The organism is Nocardiopsis synnemataformans, from assembly GCF_965343085.1.
Classification (GTDB): Bacteria; Actinomycetota; Actinomycetes; order Streptosporangiales; family Streptosporangiaceae; genus Nocardiopsis; species Nocardiopsis alborubida.
The window spans coordinates 34,879-54,309 of sequence record NZ_CBDRFA010000019.1 but is presented as its reverse complement, the minus strand read 5'-3'; the positions used below and the strand labels follow the sequence as shown (position 1 = coordinate 54,309).

The 19,431-nt window shown below is 71.3% G+C and carries 14 protein-coding genes and 1 pseudogene; 6 read left to right on the top strand and 9 right to left on the bottom strand.

Annotated elements, in window-relative coordinates; genetic code table 11:
* The first annotated feature begins 94 nt into the window (after window positions 1-94).
* Complete coding sequence (locus ACSIH6_RS13355) at window positions 95-3,271, top strand: SNF2-related protein (RefSeq protein WP_435108586.1); 3,177 nt, start codon at window positions 95-97, stop codon at window positions 3,269-3,271.
* Window positions 3,271-4,002 carry an SWIM zinc finger family protein gene (locus ACSIH6_RS13350; RefSeq protein WP_435108585.1) on the top strand — a complete coding sequence of 244 codons (732 nt, stop codon included), beginning with the start codon at window positions 3,271-3,273 and terminating at the stop codon, window positions 4,000-4,002. The genes ACSIH6_RS13355 and ACSIH6_RS13350 overlap by 1 nt, the downstream gene beginning before the upstream one ends.
* Here ACSIH6_RS13350 and ACSIH6_RS13345 read toward each other — a convergent pair.
* The 6 genes and pseudogenes from ACSIH6_RS13345 to ACSIH6_RS13320 form a co-directional block, all read right to left on the bottom strand.
* Window positions 3,952-4,206 (bottom strand): annotated as a pseudogene (locus ACSIH6_RS13345) (DUF6177 family protein); the annotation flags it as partial. The gene ACSIH6_RS13350 and the pseudogene ACSIH6_RS13345 overlap by 51 nt on opposite strands.
* Entirely contained in the window at window positions 4,158-4,421 is a 264-nt protein-coding gene (locus ACSIH6_RS13340; RefSeq protein ID WP_488185985.1) for a DUF6177 family protein, read from the bottom strand. The gene ACSIH6_RS13340 and the pseudogene ACSIH6_RS13345, both read right to left, overlap by 49 nt.
* A gap of 150 nt (window positions 4,422-4,571) precedes the next feature.
* Entirely contained in the window at window positions 4,572-5,588 is a 1,017-nt protein-coding gene (locus ACSIH6_RS13335; protein WP_435108583.1) for a LacI family DNA-binding transcriptional regulator, read from the bottom strand.
* 42 nt (window positions 5,589-5,630) lie between these two features.
* Window positions 5,631-6,539: a carbohydrate ABC transporter permease gene (locus ACSIH6_RS13330; protein WP_435108582.1), complete on the bottom strand. Its 909-nt coding sequence runs from the start codon at window positions 6,537-6,539 to the stop codon at window positions 5,631-5,633.
* Window positions 6,536-7,468: a carbohydrate ABC transporter permease gene (locus tag ACSIH6_RS13325; RefSeq protein WP_435108581.1), complete on the bottom strand. Its 933-nt coding sequence runs from the start codon at window positions 7,466-7,468 to the stop codon at window positions 6,536-6,538. Before ACSIH6_RS13325 ends, ACSIH6_RS13330 begins: the two co-directional genes overlap by 4 nt.
* A 58-nt stretch (window positions 7,469-7,526) precedes the next feature.
* The gene (locus ACSIH6_RS13320; RefSeq protein WP_435108580.1) at window positions 7,527-8,810 is read right to left on the bottom strand and encodes an ABC transporter substrate-binding protein; all 1,284 of its coding nucleotides are present in this window, start codon (window positions 8,808-8,810) and stop codon (window positions 7,527-7,529) included.
* Between the two features lie 164 nt (window positions 8,811-8,974).
* Between ACSIH6_RS13320 and ACSIH6_RS13315 the strand changes: the two genes are divergently transcribed.
* The 3 genes from ACSIH6_RS13315 (at window position 8,975) to ACSIH6_RS13305 (ending at window position 16,351) form a co-directional block, all read left to right on the top strand.
* Window positions 8,975-10,969 (top strand): beta-galactosidase, encoded by a 1,995-nt coding sequence (locus tag ACSIH6_RS13315; protein WP_435108579.1) that lies wholly within the window; start codon window positions 8,975-8,977, stop codon window positions 10,967-10,969.
* A 171-nt stretch (window positions 10,970-11,140) separates the two neighbouring features.
* Window positions 11,141-12,298 carry a glycoside hydrolase family 53 protein gene (locus tag ACSIH6_RS13310; protein WP_435108578.1) on the top strand — a complete coding sequence of 386 codons (1,158 nt, stop codon included), beginning with the start codon at window positions 11,141-11,143 and terminating at the stop codon, window positions 12,296-12,298.
* A 501-nt stretch (window positions 12,299-12,799) separates the two neighbouring features.
* Complete coding sequence (locus tag ACSIH6_RS13305; protein ID WP_435108577.1) at window positions 12,800-16,351, top strand: nSTAND1 domain-containing NTPase; 3,552 nt, start codon at window positions 12,800-12,802, stop codon at window positions 16,349-16,351.
* Here the strand turns inward: ACSIH6_RS13305 and ACSIH6_RS13300 are convergent.
* Both ACSIH6_RS13300 and ACSIH6_RS13295 read right to left on the bottom strand, forming a co-directional pair.
* Entirely contained in the window at window positions 16,345-16,644 is a 300-nt protein-coding gene (locus tag ACSIH6_RS13300; RefSeq protein ID WP_435108576.1) for an NIPSNAP family containing protein, read from the bottom strand. The genes ACSIH6_RS13305 and ACSIH6_RS13300 overlap by 7 nt on opposite strands.
* A 354-nt stretch (window positions 16,645-16,998) precedes the next feature.
* Window positions 16,999-17,967, bottom strand: a complete 969-nt coding sequence (locus ACSIH6_RS13295; protein ID WP_435108575.1) for an HNH endonuclease — start codon at window positions 17,965-17,967, stop codon at window positions 16,999-17,001.
* A gap of 251 nt (window positions 17,968-18,218) precedes the next feature.
* On the opposite strand from ACSIH6_RS13295, the gene ACSIH6_RS13290 reads away from it, so the two are divergent.
* Window positions 18,219-18,908 (top strand): SMI1/KNR4 family protein, encoded by a 690-nt coding sequence (locus ACSIH6_RS13290; protein WP_435108574.1) that lies wholly within the window; start codon window positions 18,219-18,221, stop codon window positions 18,906-18,908.
* 13 nt (window positions 18,909-18,921) lie between these two features.
* On the opposite strand, the gene ACSIH6_RS13285 is transcribed toward ACSIH6_RS13290, so the two are convergent.
* Window positions 18,922-19,422, bottom strand: coding sequence for a hypothetical protein (locus ACSIH6_RS13285; protein ID WP_435108573.1), 501 nt, complete (start codon window positions 19,420-19,422; stop codon window positions 18,922-18,924).
* Between the last annotated feature and the right edge of the window lie 9 nt (window positions 19,423-19,431).

The window sequence follows — 19,431 nt, the reverse complement described above, 5'->3', positions numbered from 1 at the left end:
AGGGTTCCTGGGGTTGCACCGAACATCGGCAGTCAGGGCCTCCGATGTCCGAGAACACCCGCGCCGCCTCCGCGCAGGCCTGACAATGGGGGCTGTGCGTACCATCGAAGCCTTCTGGGAGACAGACCGGTTGCGCGTGTGGGGGCTGGACTCCGGGCTGCCCGCCTCGACCTCCTCACGCAGAAGGATCCGGCCCCATCCCTACGCCCTGGACCCCAAAGCACTGTCCGAGGCGCTTGGCGTCCTGCCGCTGACTCATCCCCTCCCAGACGAAGCGGTCCTGCACCTGCCGGGTGTCCCTCGGCACCCGGTCCCACCTCCGTGGTTCCCGGCCATGGACGGAGCGCCGGGGTACGGGCCGGAACAGGTCACGGTGCGCCCCTGGCGCGTTCCCGTTCTGGACCTGACCGGATCCGACGTCCTGACCCTCCTGCGCGCCACCGACCTCCACCGCGCCAGCCGGTCCCTGCCGGACCTGGCCGCGCTCCTGGACGCGGCCACGGCCCTGGTCGACGCGCGCCGGGTCATCCCGCGTCTGGTGGAGGAGTCCCTTCCGGGAGGAACCTCCCCCGCGACGACGGCGCTCCGCGCCCGTTGGCGTCCCCTGCTGGACCCGGCGACCTTCACCTGGCTGCGCGCCCACGTCCAGGGGCTCTCACCGCTCACACGCGCCGCGCACGCACTCGACCTCAACCCGCAGGAGGCCGGAGCGGACGCGATGGCCCAGGTGTTGGGCGCCCTGTGTGCCCTCACCGACCTGGTCGCCCGGGAACGGTTGGCCGGGCACTCCGTCGACCTGCCCAACCACCCCCGGATCCAGCACCTGTGGTTGGCGGCGCTCACCGGCACGGACGACGACCCGCACCGCTCCGCCACCCTTCCGCGTGGTGGCGCACCCCGGTTCGCCGAGGAACTCAGTGGCTGGTTCGCCGCCGCCCACCGCTTCGCCGGTGCGATCCGACTCGTCTTCCGCCTCGTCGAACCCGCTCCCGAACCGGTCGACGAGGCCGAGGACGCCGACGCGACGGACGGGGACCTGGCCAGGGAGGAAGGGGAGAAAACCGTCGATGGGGCGCTCACCGCACCGGCCGCCGGACTCCACGTTCCGCTGGACCTGCCCTGGCATCTGCACATCTGGGTCCAGTCCGTCGAGGAACCCTCCCTCATGGTGCCCCTGGAGGACCTGCGTGAGGGGGAGGGCGCCGACTGGCTCCCGGCCGACCTCTTCGAACCCGTCGCCCGCGATCTGGCCCGGGCCGCACGTGCCTGCCCGCCGCTGGCCCGCGCACTCGGTCCCGACCGCCCCGGGCACCTGGAACTGTCCACGGACGAGGCGTGCGACGTCCTGGCCCGGTACGCCGAGGCCCTGCGTGAGTCCGGTTTCGGCGTACTCCTGCCGCCCTGGATCGGCGACGTCGGTGTGGGAACCAGGCTCACCCTCTCCGAGCGCGCGCACGACTGGTCCGGAAACGGCACCGGATCGGGTCTCGGACAGGCGCTCATCGACTTCGACTACCGCGCCGCCATCGGTGACGTGGACCTCGCCCCCGAGGAGCTCGCCGAACTGGCCAGACTCAAACGCCCCCTGGTACGCCTGCGCGGTGAGTGGGCCCGTCTGGATCCCGAACGGCTCCGTCGGGCCGCCGCTCACATCGCCGCGAAGGCCAGCGGCACCGTTCCGGTGGGAGAGGCCCTGCGGATGGCGCTGGTGCCCGACCCCGCGGCCCCGGAACTGGTCGGTGTCGACGCGGACGGGGACCTGGGCGCCCTGCTGGACGGACGCGCCGAACAGGCCTTCACCCCCATGGCCCAGCCCCCGGGCCTGGACGCCGAGCTCCGCCCCTACCAGCGGCGCGGCGCCGGATGGCTGCGTTACCTGGACCACCTCGGTCTGGGCGCGGTCCTGGCCGACGACATGGGTCTGGGCAAGACCGTCCAGCTGCTCGCCCTGCTGGCCGACGAACGCTCCGGCCACACCCACCCGGCGCCCACGCTGCTGGTGTGCCCGACCTCGGTGGTCGGCAACTGGCTCCACGAGGCGGCCCGCTTCACCTCCAAGCTGCGTGTGCGCTCCCACCACGGTCCGTGCCGCCCCAGGGGCGAGGACCTGTCCCGGATGGTGGCGGAGACCGACCTGGTCGTAACGACCTACGGTGTGCTGCTGCGCGACGCCCAGGCCCTCGCGGAGCTGACCTGGGCGCGGGTGGTCTGTGACGAGGCCCAGAACATCAAGAACTCCCGCACCAAACAGGCCGGGGCGGTGCGCTCGATCCCGGCGGCCTCCCGCGTCGCGCTCACCGGAACTCCCGTGGAGAACCACCTGGGTGAGCTGTGGTCGATCCTGGACTTCGCCAACCCCGGGCTGCTCGGCTCGCGCGAGGCCTTCGAGAAGGGCGTGGCCGCCGACATCCAACGCGATCCGTCCGAGGAGTCGGGGCGGGCCGCCACCGCCAGGCTGCGCCGGGTCACCAATCCGTTCGTACTCCGCCGCCTCAAGACCGACACCTCCATCATCTCGGATCTGCCCGCCAAACACGAGATGCGCGCCTGGTGCACGCTCACCCCCGAACAGGCCTCCCTGTACAGGGCCACCGTGGAGGAGATGGCCGAACTCGTCGACGAGGCCACCGGCATACGGCGCAAGAGCCTGGTCCTGGCCACCATGACCAAGCTCAAACAGGTGTGCAACCATCCCGCGCACCTGCTCGGTGACGGGTCCCGACTGGCGGGCCGCTCGGGCAAGCTGGCCCGCCTGGAGCAGTTACTGGGAGACATGGTCGCCAGCGGGGACAAGGCGTTGTGCTTCACCCAGTACACCGAGTTCGGCTCACGGCTCGCCCCCTACCTGGAGGGCAAGCTGGACGCGCCGGTGCTGTGGTTGCACGGCGGCACCCCCCGCAAGAAGCGTGAGGCGATGGTCGAGCGGTTCCAGAGCAGCGACGAACCCATGGTGTTCCTCCTCTCGTTGAAGGCGGCGGGGGCCGGTCTGAACCTGACCGCGGCCAACCAGGTCATCCACTACGACCGGTGGTGGAACCCCGCCGTGGAGGACCAGGCCACCGACCGGGCCTTTCGCATCGGACAACGACGCGACGTGCAGGTGCGCAAGATGGTGTGCGTGGGCACCCTGGAGGAGCGCGTGGACGAGATGATCGAACGCAAGAAGAACCTGGCCGACGCGGTCGTGGGCGACGGCGAGGGCTGGCTCACGGACATGAGCGTGGACGAGTTGCGCGAGGCCGTCCGCCTGGCGCCCGAGGCGGTGGCCTGATGGGCGCCCGGCAACCCATCTGCCAGAGCTGGTGGTCGGCACGCCTGCTCCAGGGAATCGCGGACGGCGATCCCGGCAGGCTGTCACGGGGACGGACCTACATGAGGCGGGGCGCGGTCATCGACGTGCGCGTCGACGTCGAGCGTGCCATGGTCAGCGCCTCCGTGCGGGGATCACGCGGGCGGCCCTACCAGGTGGCCATCGTCTACCAGACGGTCGAGGCCTACCGGTGGGACCGGATCCTGGAGGAGTTGGCACAGGATCCCGACGCCACCGCTGACCTGCTCTCCGACGAGCTGCCCGGGGACGCCGAGGAGGTGTTCGCCCGTCACGGGGCGCGGCTCTTCCCCGACTCCGCCGACGATCTCGACATCCGCTGTACCTGTCCGGACTGGGGACACCCCTGCAAACACGGCGCCGCGGTCCTGTACGAGTGGGCGTCGGCGCTCGACGACGCCCCGCTGCTGCTCTTCGCGTGGCTGGGCCGGACCGAGGACGAGGTGATCGACGCCCTGGGCGCCTCGGGCGCCGGTAACGGACCGGGTGGAGAGCTGGAGGTGACGGTGACGCCGCTGGCCGACCACGTCGCCGACTTCTGGACCGCGGGTGAACCCGCGCGCCTGGTCCCGCCCCGCTCCTTCGATCCGCTCGCGCATTGGGAGGGCGCCACCCCGGGTGTCGCCTCCCGGTTGGCGCCCATGTACGAGCGGCTCGGTCGTACGACGGGCTGATGGTGTCGGTCCGCCCGTCCGGTACGGTCCCCGGTTCAGGTCCGCGCGGCCTTGGCGACGGCGCAACTCCATCACGCGCAGCACGCCCCGGTCGGTCAGCTCCCGCACGAGCGGCACCAGGGCGGACAGGTCCGGTTCGTCCCTTGGTGGGTGGCTCACCGTGAGCGTGACGGTCTCGCGGACGCCTTCCGAGGTTCGGCGCACCCGCAGCCGCAGAAGGCGCGCTGACCCCCTCGGCGCGCACCGGTGCGGGTGGGCCGGTGAACGCCAGCCAGGACCAGCCAGGAGGAGCGGGGAGCGCGGTCCCGGCACAGGGTGGTGAGTGCCCGGGTGTCCCAGGCCAGAGCGGTGGGTTCGGTGGGGCCGAACAGGGCGGGCGCTGACCCGGCGGAGTGAGGTGCCTCGAAGCTTCCGGACATGGGGGTCGATGGGAAGGATTTCGTCTCCACGCTCAGACGGGGACCCCGCTGCGTGACCGGATCGCCAGAAGGCGGCTCCACGGCAGGAGGACGCCCGTTCCGCGCTCCGGGCCGGACGCGTCCTCCCGTCCTCCGGCCTCCCGGCTCCGCTCAGACCGAATCGCGCTCGACCAGCCGTGTGGGAAGGAGCATGCCCGCCGGGCTCTCTCCCTCGATCATGCCCATGAGGAGTCGCACCATCTCGCGGCTGATCCGTGCCCACGGCTGCTGGATGGTCGTCAGCGGCGGCCGGCAGTGGGCGGCCACGGACGAGTCGTCGAACCCGCCGACCGCCACGTCCTCGGGCACCCGCCGGCCCGCGCTCTCCAACGCGTCCAGGGCGCCCGCCGCCATCAGGTCCGAGGCGACGAACACCGCGTCCAGGTCGGGGCGGTCCGCCAGCAGGGCCGTCATGGCGCGCCGTCCGCCCTCCCGCGTGTAGTCGCCCTCGGCGATCCACCGCGGGTCCGGTTCACCGACCACGTCGCGGTACCCCGCCAGGCGGTCCACGCCGCCGGAGGTGTCCATCGGCCCGGTGATCGTCACGATCCGCTCGCGCCCGGCCGAGCGCAGGTGGCGGACCATCCGGCGCGACCCCTCGCGGTCGTCGGCGGCCACATAGGCGACGTCGTGTTCGAGGCTGGTCGGTTTGCCGGACAGCACCAGCGGGACGTCGACGCCGAGCAGTTCGTCCAGCAGGGGACTGCCCGCGTGGGTGGACACCAGCAGGGCGCCGTCCACACCGCCCTCCGCCACGAACCGGCTGACGCGCTTGCGGTCGGACTCGTCCCCGGCCACGGTGAGCACCAGCATGACGTCGTGCGCGGCCAGCGCCCGCGTGCACTCGCGGAACAGGAGGCCGAAGTTGGGGTCCTCGAACAGGCGGTGCTGTGGTTCGGACAGGATGAAGGCCACGGTCTGCGAGCGCTGGGTGGCCAGGCCGCGCGCGTGCCGGTTGGCGACGTAGCCGGTGGTCCGCACCGCCTTGAGCACCGCCGCCCGCGACTCCTTGCTGACGTAGCCCTCGCCGGTCAGGACCCGGGAGACGGTGCCCCGGGAGACCCCCGAGGCGGTGGCCACGTCGTTGATCGTCGGGCGGCGGTGGGTGGGGCGGTCGGCTGCTGCCACGTGTGTCGGCTTCCCTTTCTCACGCCCTCCGTGCGGTGCCGGTCAGGCCTTCACCGCGCCGGAGAGCAGGTCGATGCGCCAGAACCGCTGCAGGGACAGGAAGAGCGCGACCAAGGGGATGATCGACAGCAGCGATCCGGTGATCACCAGGGTATAGAGCGCAGGCTGTGACGCGCCCTGGTTGAGCAGGGTGTAGAGCCCCACGGTCACCGGGAACTTCCCGTCGTCGCTCAGCAGGATGTACGGCAGCAGGAAGTTGTTCCAGATCGCCACGAACTGGAACAGGAACACCGTCACCAACCCGGGCAGCATCACGGGCAGTGTCACGCTCCAGAACACCCGCAGCTCACCGGCGCCCTCGGTGCGTGCCGCCTCCAGCAGGGAGTCGGGGACGGCCGCCGCCGCGTACACGCGCGCCAGGTAGATCCCGAACGGGCTGACCACGCTCGGCAGCAGCACCGACAGGTAGGTGTCGCCCAGACCCGCCTCCGAGAACATCAGGAACTGCGGCAGTGCCAGCATCACCGGTGGCACCAGCACCCCGGCGAGCAGGACGTTGAACATCGCCGCGCGCCCCGGGAAGTCGTACTTGGCCAGTGCGAAACCCGCCAGCCCGGACACCAGGGCCGACAGCAGCCCGCCCACACCGGCGTACAGGGCGCTGTTGGCCATCCACCGCCAGTACAGCCCCTCGCGGTAGGCGGTCAGCTCGGCGACGTTGTCCGCCAGCCCCGTCCCGGGGAGGAACGTGTTGGTCGAGAACAGCTCGGAGCCGTCCTTGGTGGCGGCCACCACCACCCAGACCAGCGGGATGAGGCAGTAGAGCGCGCCCAGCACGATGACCGCGGTGGGTACCCAGGCCACCGTGCGGGCGGAGCCGCGCCGGTCGGGCTTGGGGGAGGGCGTGGGAGCCGCGTCGGTGCGCGGCTCTGGGGCGGCGGTGGCGGTCATGAGCGCTCCTGGGCGAAGGCGCTCGAACGCACGAGGCGCAGGAACGCGAAGGACAGGGCGAGGGTGACCGCGGCGATGATGATCGAGGTGGCCGCGGCCCCGTGGACGTCGTCGAGCACGAACGCGTCCCGGTAGACCTTCATCAGCGGGCTCCAGGTGGTGGAGATGGCGTTCGACAGGGGCGAGAGCGTCGTCGGCTCGGAGAACACCTGCAGCGTGGCGATCATCGAGAACAGGGTCGTCATGATCAGCGCCGGGAGCAGCATGGGGATCTTGACCCGCCACGCCGTCTGCCACTCGCTCGCGCCGTCCATCCGCGCCGCCTCGTACAGGCTCGGCGGGACGGCGCGCAGGGCCGTGTACAGCACCAGCATGTTGAACCCGGTACCGCCCCACACCGCGATGTTGGTCAGCGCCACGAACACCGGTCGCTGCCCGAGCAGGTCCACCGTCGGCAGCCCCAGTGCTTCCAGGGCCTGGTGCAGCGGGCTGACCTCGGGAAGGTACAGGAAGCCCCACAGCAGCGTCGCGATCACCGCGGGTACCGCGTAGGGCAGGAAGATGACGATCCTCGACACCCTCCGCATCCGCGTCCGGTGGTGGTCCAGCACCAGGGCGAAGGTCAGGGCCAGACCGAGCATGAGGGGGACGACCATCAGCCCGTACACCCCGATGCGCGCGATCCCCGCCCACAACTCGGCGTCGGCGGCCGCCGCCCGGTAGTTGGCGAGCCCGGCGAAGAACTCGCGGGTCCCCTCCTCGCCCAGCCCGAGCCCGGACACCGCGGTTCGGCGCAGGCTCAGGTACACGGTGTAGCCGATGGGCAGCAGGATGAACAGGAAGCTCAGGATGATCGCGGGCGCCAGGAATCCGTAGGGCGCCACGCGGGCGGCCGCGCCCCTGCGCGCGGGCGCTCGTGCCGGTGTCATAGCGGTCTCTCCTCGTCGGGGGGATCAGGGGGTCGGGAGATCAGGGGGATCGGCGGGGTCACGGGGCGACGGAGAAGCCGCGGTCGCGCATGTCGGTCAGCGTCGCTTCCTGCATCTGGTCCACGGCCTCGGTGAACGGCGTGCCGCCGGAGATGGCGGCGGCGAAGGCGTCCTTGTACGTCTCGTAGGCGACGTTGACGTTGGGTCCCCACACCACTGGCGCGGTGCCCTCGGCGATCTCCGCGGCGATCGGGTAGAAGTCCTCCTGGTGGGCGAAGAACTCCGGTGGCTCGTCGAAGGCGGGTCCCTCGCGCGCCTCGGTGGCGGCCGGGTAGATCCCGCCGTGCTCCACCATCGCCTCGACGGCCTCGGGCGAGGTGTTCAACCAGATCGCGAACTCGGCCGCGGCCTCAGTGTGGGCCGAGCCCCGGGCCACGCCCGTGGCCGACCCGCCCCAGTTGCCGGTGACGCTCTCGCCCTCCTCCCACTGGGGCAGGGGGGCCATCGACCAGTCGCCCGCCGTGGACTCGGCGTTGCCCGCGAGCACGCCGGGCGCCCACACCGCGCTCGGCCAGGCCAACAGCGACCCGTCGTTGAGCGCGGCGTTCCACGCGGGCGTGTACATCGGCTGGCCGCTGACGATGTCCTCGTCGAGCAGGTCGTGCCAGTACCGGGCCACGCGCAGGGTGGGCTCGTCGTCGATCGCGACCGACCAGGTGTCGGTGGAGGTGTCCCACCACGTCGCCCCCGCCTGCTGGGAGAGCCCGGCGAACCAGCCGGGGTCGGTGGCCGAGAAGCTCGTGATGCGGTGTTCGGGGTGCTCGTCGCGGACCTGTCGGCCGACCTCGGCGAACTCCTCCCACGTGGTGGGAACGTCCAGGCCGTACTCCTCGAACAGGTCGGAGCGGTAGTAGAGCATCATCGGTCCCGAGTCCTGGGGGATGGCGTAGACCGCGTCCGTGCCGATGGTCACCTGCTCCCACACCGCCGGAGTGAACGCCTGCTCGGCCTCGCCGGTGAACTCGGTGAGGTCGGCGACGGCGTCACGCGCCGCCAGGGTGGTCAGCGCCTGGTACTCGGCCTGGACGAGGTCGGGCGGGGCCCCGGCCCTGGACGCGGTGAGGAACTTGGCGACGGCGTCCTCGCCCGCGCCCTGGTTGCTCACCGTCACCTGCACGTCCGGATGGTCCTCGTTCCAGAGGGCGACGACCTCCTCCATCCCCGGTGCCCACGTCCAGAAGGTGAGCTCGACGGTCGCGTTCCCGGGGACCAGCGCGCACGAGGTGACCAGGGCGAGAGCGCAGGCACTCACCGCGGCTCCAGCGCCTCGGGCAGAGGGCATGGTGGGGGCTCCTTCCCTAGACGGGGGCTCCCGTGTGGGAGCGATCACACTTTGATCGACATGCGTTGCTCCTGTCAAGAGTGGTATTCCGCTTCCATCGTGGGCATGATGGGCTCGAGATTGTGTGCACGTTCCCATGACATGCGGAAGGAGCTGGTGCGACGGTGTCCGCCAACCCCCTCGTCCCAGGCGTCGACGCGCTCGTCTACGGCGGCGACTACAACCCCGAGCAATGGCCCGAGGAGGTCTGGCACGAGGACGTGGCCATGATGCGCGAGGCCGGGGTCAACCTGGTCCACGTCGGGATCTTCTCCTGGGCCCTGCTCGAACCCCGCGAGGGCGAGTTCGACTTCGGATGGCTCGACCGCGTCCTCGACCTCCTGCACGGTTCCGGCATCCGCGTCGGCCTGGCCACGCCCACCGCCGCGCCCCCGGCCTGGCTGCTCCACCGCCACCCGGGGATGCGGCCGGTCATGTCGGACGGCACCACGCTGTCCGGTGCGGCCCGACAGACGCTGTGCCCGCACTCGCCCGACTACGCGCGCGCCGCCGAACGCGTCACCACCGCCCTCGCCGAACGCTACGGCGACCACCCGGCCGTCGCTCTGTGGCACATCCACAACGAGTACGGCGGCGCCATGCCGCACTGCTACTGCGACACCTCGGCCGCGGCCTTCCAGGGCTGGCTGCGCGAACGCCACGGCGGCCTCGACGCGCTCAACCAGGCGTGGGGGACCGCGTTCTGGGGGCAGCGCTACGGCGACTGGGAGGAGATCCGCCCGCCGAGCCAGGCCCCCACGGTGGTCAACCCGGCGCTCCAGCTCGACTTCCTGCGCTTTTCCAACGACGGTCACCTGGCCTGCTACCGGCGCGAACGCGACATCGTGCGACGCCACTCGCCCGGGCGGCCGGTCACCACCAACTTCATGATCGTCAACTGCAAGTGGATCGACTACTGGTCGTGGGCGAAGGAGGTCGACTTCGTCGCCAACGACCACTACCTGCAGGCCGAGGAGCCCGACAACCACATCGAACTCGCCATGGCCGCCGACGTCACCCGCGGCGTGGCCGGCGGACGCCCCTGGCTGCTCATGGAGCACTCCACCAACGCGGTCAGCTGGCAGCCGCGCAACCTGGCCAAACGGCCCGGTGAGATGCGCCGCAACAGCCTCACCCACCTGGCGCGCGGCGCCGACGGGGCCATGTTCTTCCAGTGGAGGGCTTCGCGCTCGGGCGCCGAGAAGTTCCACTCGGCGATGGTGCCGCACAACGGCCGCCGCTCGCGGGTGTGGGGCGAGGTCGTCGACCTGGGGCGGGAGCTCGAAGGGCTGGACGCCCTGCGGGGCAGCCGGGTGGCCGCCGACACCGCGCTGGTGTGGGACTGGCAGTCCTGGTGGGCGATGGAACTGGAGTGGCGGCCCACTCAGGACCACACCTACCGGGAGCGCACGCGTGCCTTCTACACGTGGCTGTGGCGGGCCCACCGCACCGTGGACGTGGTCGCGCCCGACGCCGACCTCACCGGGTACCGGACGGTGGTCGTGCCCAGCCTGTACCTGACCACTTCAGGGGCGGCCGACAACCTCACCCGGTACGTCGAAGGCGGAGGCACGCTGGCGGTCTCCTACTTCTCCGGCATCGTCGACGAGAACGACACCGTCCACGCGGGCGGTTATCCCGGCGTGCTGCGCGAGGTCCTCGGCGTGGAGGTCGACGAGTTCCTTCCGCTGCGCGAGGGCAGCAGGGTCCGGCTCGACGACGGCACCACCGGGGACGTGTGGGCCGAGCGCGTCGTGCCCACCACGGCCGAGGTGGTGCTGCGCTACGCCGACGGGCCGGCCGAGGGGGCGCCCGCGGTGACCCGCAACGTCCACGGCCGGGGACAGGCCTGGTACGTCTCCACCCGGCTGGACTCCGAAGGGTTGGCGGGCGTCCTGGGCGGACTGCTGCCGCCACCGGTGGTAGAGGGGCTGCCGGAGGGCGTGGAGGCCGTGCGCCGCGTGGGCGACGGGGTCCGCTACCTGACCGTCGTCAACCACACCGGGGAGGAGGCCAAGGTGGCCGTCACCGGAACGGACGCGGCCACCGGCGAGCGGGTGGACGGCACGCTGGCGGTGCCGCCGGGTGGGGTGCGCATCGTGCGGGAGGACGTGTCCTGACAACGGCCGATGTGTGATCGGTCCCAGTGCGGTCGGGAGGTTCGGCGGGGCGTCACCAGAGAAATGCGCCGAGCCTCCCTTCACACGGGCGCAACGAGTCGGTAGTTTCCTGGGAACGCTCACACACGGCCGTGAAGCGGTCGTGCCCCGACACCTCCAAGTGAGGCGACCTTGAAGCGACGCACGTTCGCCCGGCTCGGCACCCTCGCGGCGGCCGGCGCCCTCGCCACCTCGGCGCTCCCCGCCCAAGCGCTCTCCACCACCGCCCGACCCCGTTCCGGGCCCGGGCGGTGGACCTACGGGGGCGACATGTCCACCCTGACCAAGACCGAGGCCCACGGCGGCGCTTTCCACGCCGCCGACGGGACCGAGGCCGACCCCCTCGAACTCCTCGCCGACGCGGGCATGACCATGGCGCGGCTCAAGGTGTGGGTCGACCCCGCCGACGGCTCCAACTCCGCCGAGACCGTCCTGGCCATGGCACTACGGGTCAAGGCGCTCGGCCTGGACCTGCTCGTCGACTTCCACTACTCCGACTTCTGGGCCGACCCCGGGCGTCAGGACAAACCCGCCGCCTGGGCCGACCTGCCCTTCCCCCGGCTCGTCGACGCCGTCCACGACCACACCCACGGTCTGCTCTCGGCCCTGCGTGACCAGGGCACCCCCGCCGACATGGTGCAGGTGGGCAACGAGATCAACGGCGGCATGCTCTGGCCCGACGGCTCCACCGACGACTGGGGCCGGCTCGCCGAACTCCTCGCCGCCGGGACCAGCGCGGTGCGCGACGCCGCCCCCGGCGCCGAGGTGATGATGCACGTGGCCGAGGGCGGCGACAACGCCCTGTTCCGGTGGTGGTTCGACGCCGCGGTCGACCACGGCGTGGACTTCGACCTCATCGGCGTCTCCTACTACCCGTACTGGCACGGCACGCTCGACGACCTTCGGCACAACCTCGACGACATCTCCCGGCGCTACCGGCGCGACGTCCTCGTCGTGGAGACCGCCTACGGCTTCACCCTGGAGGACGCCGACGGCCACGAGAACATCTTCGGCGCCGATCTCCGGGACGTCGCGGGATACCCCGCGACCCCCCAGGGCCAGGCCGCCTTCCTGGACGACCTCGCCGATGTCGTCGCCGCCGTCCCCGCCGGGCGCGGTCGCGGGATCGTGTACTGGGAGCCCGCGTGGATCGCGGTCGAGGGCAACGGGTGGGACCCCACGGACCCGGGCTCGGGCAACGCCTGGGAGAACCAGGCCCTGTTCGACTACGACCACCGGCTGCTCCCCTCGGCGTCGGCGCTGGCACCCCGCCGCCGGGGCCGCCGCTGACCCGCCCGGCCGCCGCTCACAGCCCGCAGTGGTCCAGCTCGGCCATGAACGCCCGCCTGCGCCCGTGCTCCCGGTGCAGAGGGCGGGTACGCCTCGCAGGCCGGTCCCGGAGCACCACCACCAATCCGGCTCCTGGGCAGGGTCCGCCCACTCCGTGCCCAGTGGAGGACATCAGCCCGACAGCAGAGCGGCCTTGTGCTCGCTGAGCCCCCACGGGGTGGGTCGTCCAACCCACAGCTCCGGTGCCCCGGCCTGGGTGGTGTGGGCAGGGGCGCCGAGGGCGGGGGGTGGTGGTGTGCGGGCTACGGGTGACCGGTGCTGGCGATGGTGAAGACGCCCCACCCGGCGCGGTACCGCAGTGACGCGCGAAGCCCGCGCCGTAGGGGTTTCCGGATGACCGGAAGGGGACAGCGGGTTTACCCCGACAGCCCGTCACCGTAGGCTCACCGGGGGCGCGGGCGCCCCACGGACTCGGGAATACGCGACCCCCTCGGAGACGACGTGCGGCGACGCCAACGACTCGCCCTGATGCTGCAACTGCTCCTCGTGCTGGCCGCCGGTCTGCTGGGAGTGGTCACCAACTTCGCCACTGACGGTCGGCAGACCTCCCTACCCCTCCGTCTGCTGGAGCAGGGCGCCGTTCCGGGACTGGTCCTCATCCTCGTGGTCCTGCTCGTCGGCCACTTCGTGGCCTACCGCCTGGAGAACCCGCCCGCTCCCGAGTTCGCTTGGGAACCGGGACGCTCCCCCTACCCCGGCCTGGCCGCCTTCCACGAGGACGAGGCCGCCGTCTTCTTCGGACGCGCCGCACAGACCACCGAGGCCATGCGCCGCCTCAACGGTGTCGGCGCAGACCCCCACGAACGCTTCCTGACCGTCATCGGCGCCTCCGGCAGCGGCAAGTCCTCCCTCGTCCAGGCCGGAGTCCTGCCCCGGCTGCGGGGCCAACGCTGGAACCTGCTGCCCGTCATGGTGCCCGGAGCCGATCCCGTCGGGGCCCTGGCCAAAACCCTGGCCGCCGACCACGCGCAAGCCGACGCCTACGCCCGCCGCATCCGGCGTGACAGCGGCGAGCTCCTCGCGCTGTTGCGCAAGATCCGCCGCGAGAGCGGAGGAACCCGCCGCACCGTCCTGGTCGTCGACCAGCTGGAGGAACTGGTCACCCTCAGCGGCGACCGCGACCGCGCCCTCTTCTTGGGTGCCCTGCGCGATGCCCTGCACGGCGACCGCCACCTGCGGGTGGTGGCCACTCTGCGCGTGGAGTTCCTCGGTGACCTCCTCAACGGCGAGGCCGCCGAACTGTTCACCAACCCCCTGGCCCTCGGCGCTCTGAGCCGCCAGGACCTCGTCGAGATCATCGAACGCCCCGCCGAGGCGGCCGGTTTCCGCTTCGAGGGCGGACTGGTCGAGCACATCGCAGCCGACACCGGCAGCGGTGACGCCCTGCCCCTGCTCGCCTACCTCCTCCAGGAACTCCACATCCGCGCCGGTGCTCGCGGAACCGCCACCGAGGCCGACTACCGGGCGCTCGGCGGCGTGGAGGGAGCGCTCACCCGCCACGCAGACCAGGTCACCGCCGAACTGCGCGCCGAGGCCGACCTCGACCGCATCCTCCGTGTCCTGCTGCGCTTCGTCACCGTCACCAGCGGTGACGCCACCCGCCGCAGGGTGGCACTGGCCGAACTCGACGCGCGCGACCGCCACATCGTGGACGCCTTCGTCGACGCCCGCCTGCTGGTCAGCGACGTCCACGACGGCGGCCCCGTCGCACAGGTCGCCCACGAGGCGCTCTTCCGCCAGTGGGCCCCGCTGCGCCAGCAGGTGGAGGCGCACACCGAACGCCTGCGCCAGCGCGCCGAACTGGAGCGCTGGTCGGGCGACTGGGAGAGTTCGAGGCGCCACCCCGACTACCTGCTGACCGGGGCCCGCCTGACCACCGCCGAGCGCTGGCTGGAGGCCCTGCGCGAGAACGGCCAGGACACCCCCGCGCTCACCGCCTTCGTCGACGCCTCCCGGCGCCGCGACCACCGGTTCCTGCGCCGGGTGTCCCTCTCGATCGCCGAGTACGTCCTGGCCGGTGTCCAGGAGCACCCCGAACTCGCCGTCCTGCTCACCCTGGCCGCCCTGGAGGAGTGCGAACCCGTTCCCGTCGTGCGCGGCGCCCTGCTGTCCGCACTCGCCCACAGCCATTGCTCCGCCGTCCTGACCGGCCACACCGACACCGTCCGCAACCTGGCCTGGTCACCTGACGGAACCCGGATCGCCACCGCGTCCCGCGACGGCACCGCGCGCCTGTGGGACACCCGGGGCGGTCTGCTCCGGGAACTGCGCGGCCACATGGGCATGGTGGAGATGGCGTCCTGGTCGCCGGACTCCCGGCGCCTGGCCACCGCATCCCGGGACAACACCGTGCGGGTGTGGGACGCCGACACCGGACAGACCCTCCTGCGCCTCACCGATGCCACCGACGTGGTGCGGGGCGTGTCCTGGAGCCCCGACGGGCGCCACGTCGCCGCGGCCTCACGCGACCGCGTCGTACGGATCTGGGAGGTCGGCACCGGACGCCTGTGTGCACAGCTGACCGGGCACACCGACAACGTTCTCGGCATCCGATGGTCGCCCGACGGCACCCGCCTGGCCACCGCCTCCCACGACCGGACCGTCATCGTCTGGGACGTCGCCGACGCCCGCCAGGCCGTCAGACTCGTGGGCCACCGCGACTTCGTCGAAGGCGTGTCCTGGCACCCCGACGGAACTCGGATCGCCACGGCATCGGGAGACCACACTGTCCGCGTCTGGAACGCCGCCACGGGCGAGCAGACCCTCCTGCTGCGCGGCCACCGCGACCGCGTGTGGAACGTGGAGTGGTCTCCCGACGGCCGCCTGTTGGCCACCGCGTCAGCCGATCGCACCGCCCGCGTCTTCACCGCAGACGACGCCGAGGAACGCGTCGTCCTGCGCGGCCACACCGACGCAGTCTGGGGCGTGGCCTGGTCGCCCGACGGCACGCACCTGGCCACGGGGTCCGAAGACGCCACGGCCCGCCTGTGGGAGATGGAGCCCAGGACCGTCGAGCACGCCGTTCACCGCGCACAGGGTACGGCCGTCAACGCCGTGGCCACCCGGGACGGCACCATCGCAGCGGCGGGTGAGGATGGGATCGTCCGCGTGTGGGAGGAGGGCACCGATCGGCCCGTGTACCTGAGTGGTCACACCGGCACGGTGCGCGACGCCGCCCTGTCCCCGGACGGCAAGGTCCTCGTCTCGGGTGGCATCGACCGGCGCGCCCTGCTGTGGAACCTGGAGACGGGCGAGGCCCTGACCGAACTGGACCACGAGGGCGCCATCGTGGAGTCGGTGGCCTGGTCACCCGACGGCGACCGCGTCGCCACCGGCGCCCAGGACCGGAGCATCCGCGTGTGGGACTCCCGCGACGGCTCCCTGCTGACGGTGCTGCGCGGCCACCAGGACTGGGTCGTGGGTCTGGTCTGGTCGCCGAGCGGGCGCATGCTCGCCTCCTGCTCCGATGACCGCACCGCCCGGGTGTGGGACCTGACCACTGGCCGAGAGCGCGTCGTGCTCACCGGGCACGAGAACTGGGTGGACGCCGTCACCTGGGCCCCAGACGAGACACGCCTGGCCACATCCTCCGCCGACTGGACCGTGCGGGTGTGGAACCTGACCACAGGGCAGGCCGAACGGGTGCTCACCGGGCATGGCGGTCGTGTACCCGCGGTGTCCTGGTCTCCCGACGGAGCCAGGATCGCCACTGCTTCCCATGACCGCACCGTCCGAGTCTGGGACGCGCGGGGCGAGGGTGAACCCCTGACCGTGGGCGTTCACCGCGACCGTGCCCTGAGCGTCGCCTGGAGCGGGGGATCACGGCTGGTCGCCTCGGGGTCCGCCGACGGCACCGTGCGGGTGTGGGACGCCGACATGCCCCTGGAGGAGCTGACACGCGTGGCGCGTCGGCGCACCTTCCGGGCCCTGACGCCGGAGGAGCGTCGCGCGCACCTGCTCGCGGTCGGTGAGGAGGAAGGTCGGGGTCAGTAGACCCGGGTGACCTCGCGGACGTCGGTGGAGAGCAGGTAGTCCTTGGGGTCCAGGGCCATGGCCTCGCGCTTGGGGGAGTCCCAGTACTGGCGGTTGCGCTCTGCGAAGCTCTCGGGGCCGTCGTAGGAGATCTCCCAGATGAAGTGGTGGTGCTCCCGGTCGATCCAGGCGCCGCCGAGGGAGAAGCCGAACTCCAGACGCAGAGGAACGATCTCCTCCTTCCAACGGCGGACCCACTCGTCAAGCAGACCCTCACGGACGGTGTAGGTACGTACTTGTGTGGTGGCGGTCATGGTGCTGCCTCTTTTCGTTCGGATATGCCGTCGGCCGCCCATTTCAGTAGCGACGTGGAGGGCCGCACCGTTGGAGGTGCACTGTCATACCCAGGCACCTCCCCGAAGTGCGGCCGGAAAAGCAGATGCTCGCTGTCGTCCTCGGCACTGAGGAACGCGGCCGCGTGATGTATTCATTCAGGAGCATCCCGACGAGGAGCGCCGCCCCGATCCCGGGTGGATCCGGGCGGGAGCGGATATCGGAGGCGCTGGCCCAAACGTCGACCGACATAGCCGTTTCAGTTGCTGTGGATCGGATCGCCCGACTCCTCTGGCGACTTCTGGGTGCATCTCAGAGCTTCTCTGGTTCTGTGGTCAGTCCGGCTTGAAGACCTCGCCCAGGTGCCACTCCAGGGCGTCCGGGGACGGGCGGTCCGCCTTGTTCCGGGGGACGGTCACCGGCCCGCCCTCCAACGCGGTGTACTCCCCGGCGTCAGGGAAGTCCTGGTGCAGGCGGGGGCTGACCCGGACCTCCAGGTTCGGTGACACCGACAGGTAACCCTGGTCGAACAGCTTGTGTACGTCCGAGCGGAGGAGCAGGCCGTTATCGAGCCGGTGCAGTCCGCCCGCGCGCACCGGATGGATGTGGGCGGCCTCCAGCACGGGCCGTACACGCTGGCCGGTGACGGCGCACCGACTCTCGTAGGCGTCCAAGAGCGCGAGCTTGAAAGCCTCCTGCCCCATGCGGCGACGGGTGGGCCGGGCCTCGCCGAACATCGGGCCGTGGCGTTCCCAGGTGGCCGCCACGGCGTGTTCATCTTCCGCGAGGACCTTTTCGGGTCTCTGGTGGAGAACGCGTTCGGCGATGGGAGCGAAGTAGCTGGCGTGCTCGGGGTCGGTGATGTCCTCGTAGCTTCTGCCCTGAACGAGGCTGTAGGCCCAGCCAGGGGGAGGACCGAAGGTCTCCTCCTCGGGGAAGAACACCGGGTCGCGCAGCATGATGCAGCCGATGAGCGGATCCTCTCCGGGGCCGATGCGGGGGATCTTGTTCTTCGCGCGGTACCCGTTGATCGCCTCGCGTACCTCGGCGAGGTCCTTCCTTCCGTTGCCCTCCTCGAAGGCCGCCCAGGCCTCGGACAGAGGGACGAGCGCGAACCCGCTGAAGGCGGCGCCGCCCACGATCCGATCGTGCGGTTTCTTGGTCTTGAACAGGAACGGGTCTCCGGGCGAGAGCGCCTGAAAGTTCTTCCCTGAGGGGCGCCAGAAGTTGATCTCGTCCAGGTGGGGGCGCTGGGCGAGGAAGTCGGCCCAGGCCTTGTCAGTGACGCCGACAAATGCCTTCATGTCCGACATTGTGAAGTATGTACTCACGTGTGTTTGCCTGTGGCCAGGGAGTTCACAGGCGTCGGAGAAGCTGTGTCGGTGAAGGCCCTGGTAGAGACGGGTGCGCTCACGTGTGTCCACATCCGGCCAAGGCGGCAGACCTGAGAAAGTCGCCACGGCGAGGAGGGGCCGAGGTCGAACTGACGGGCGGCTCCGATTCCTCTGGGGCGGGTCCGCCTCCGCGCTGTCTCCGACGGTCTCTACATGCCGCCATGGATACGGGTACGGATGTGTGGGCGGGAGTTCGCGAACAGGTACGGGTGCTGGCGCGTGCGCCCGGCTCCGAGGAGGTCTTTGGAGCTCGCGCCCACGGTTTCGAGCTGCTGGATCCGCTGACGTCAAAGGAATTGGCCGAGCTGGAGGGGCAGTTGGGAGTGCGCCTGCCGGAGGAGTACCGGGAGTTCCTGCTCCACGTCGGCGCGGGCGGCGCCGGTCCCGCATACGGCGTCTTCCCCACGGTCAAAGGACCGGACGGCTGGTGGCGATGGCACGGCGACGGCGCCGACCTGACCGTGCCGGAGCGGTTGGCACAGCCGTTCCCCGCCACCGGGGCCGATCCGGGATCCCTGGCGGCTCTGCGAGTCCAGGAACCCGTGGAGGAGGACTTCGGGGACCCCGAGGAGTTCGACGCGGCTTACGAGGCATGGCACGAGCGCGTGGAAGAGCTCCTGTGGGACGAGGACCGGACGGTCGGGGCGCTCTGCCTGTGCCATCTGGGGTGCGCGCTACGGCAGTGGTTGGTCGTGTCCGGTCCCGAGGCCGGGCGTGTGTGGAATGACGGCCGTGTCGACGGCGAGGACCTACAACCGCTCACGGGGAAGGACGGTGCGCCCCTGGGCTTCGCGGACTGGTACCTGCAATGGCTGAGGGAGGTTTCCCGCGTTGTGGAGATCCGGCCCTGACGGGGCGATCGGTTCAGCCGGACGAGGACTCGGTGGAGGTCGGCAGGGTTCTGGGCATCGGCGGGATGGAGGAGCCGGGCCGGACGGGCCGCCCGGCCGGCCGGGGGGAACGGCCCTCACGCACGCAGTCCAGGACCTCGCGGGCGGCCACTCGCCCCGCCTGCTCGAAACTCCAGCGGTTGGAGTCGTTCTCGCGCCAGACCGCGTCCCGCAGGACGACGCGCACGGTGTAGGGAGGCACGCCCCGCCCGCGTGCCTGCCACCCTTGGCGGAACCCGTTCGCGAACGCTTCGGTGAACTCGGCGGGCAGCGGCTTCCCCGGTTCGCGGCATACGGCGGGCAGGTCGTCGACGAACTCCACACCTCCGTCCGGCACCACGTCCTCCGCGGGTGGCAGCGCATCCAGCCACACGACGGCGAAGTTGCCAGGGCAGGCGCTCCAGATGATCTGGCGGACGAACACACCGGTGACCGGACGGGGCAGGACGGGCAGAGGCTGGTGGTGGGCGGTCACGGGCGCCCC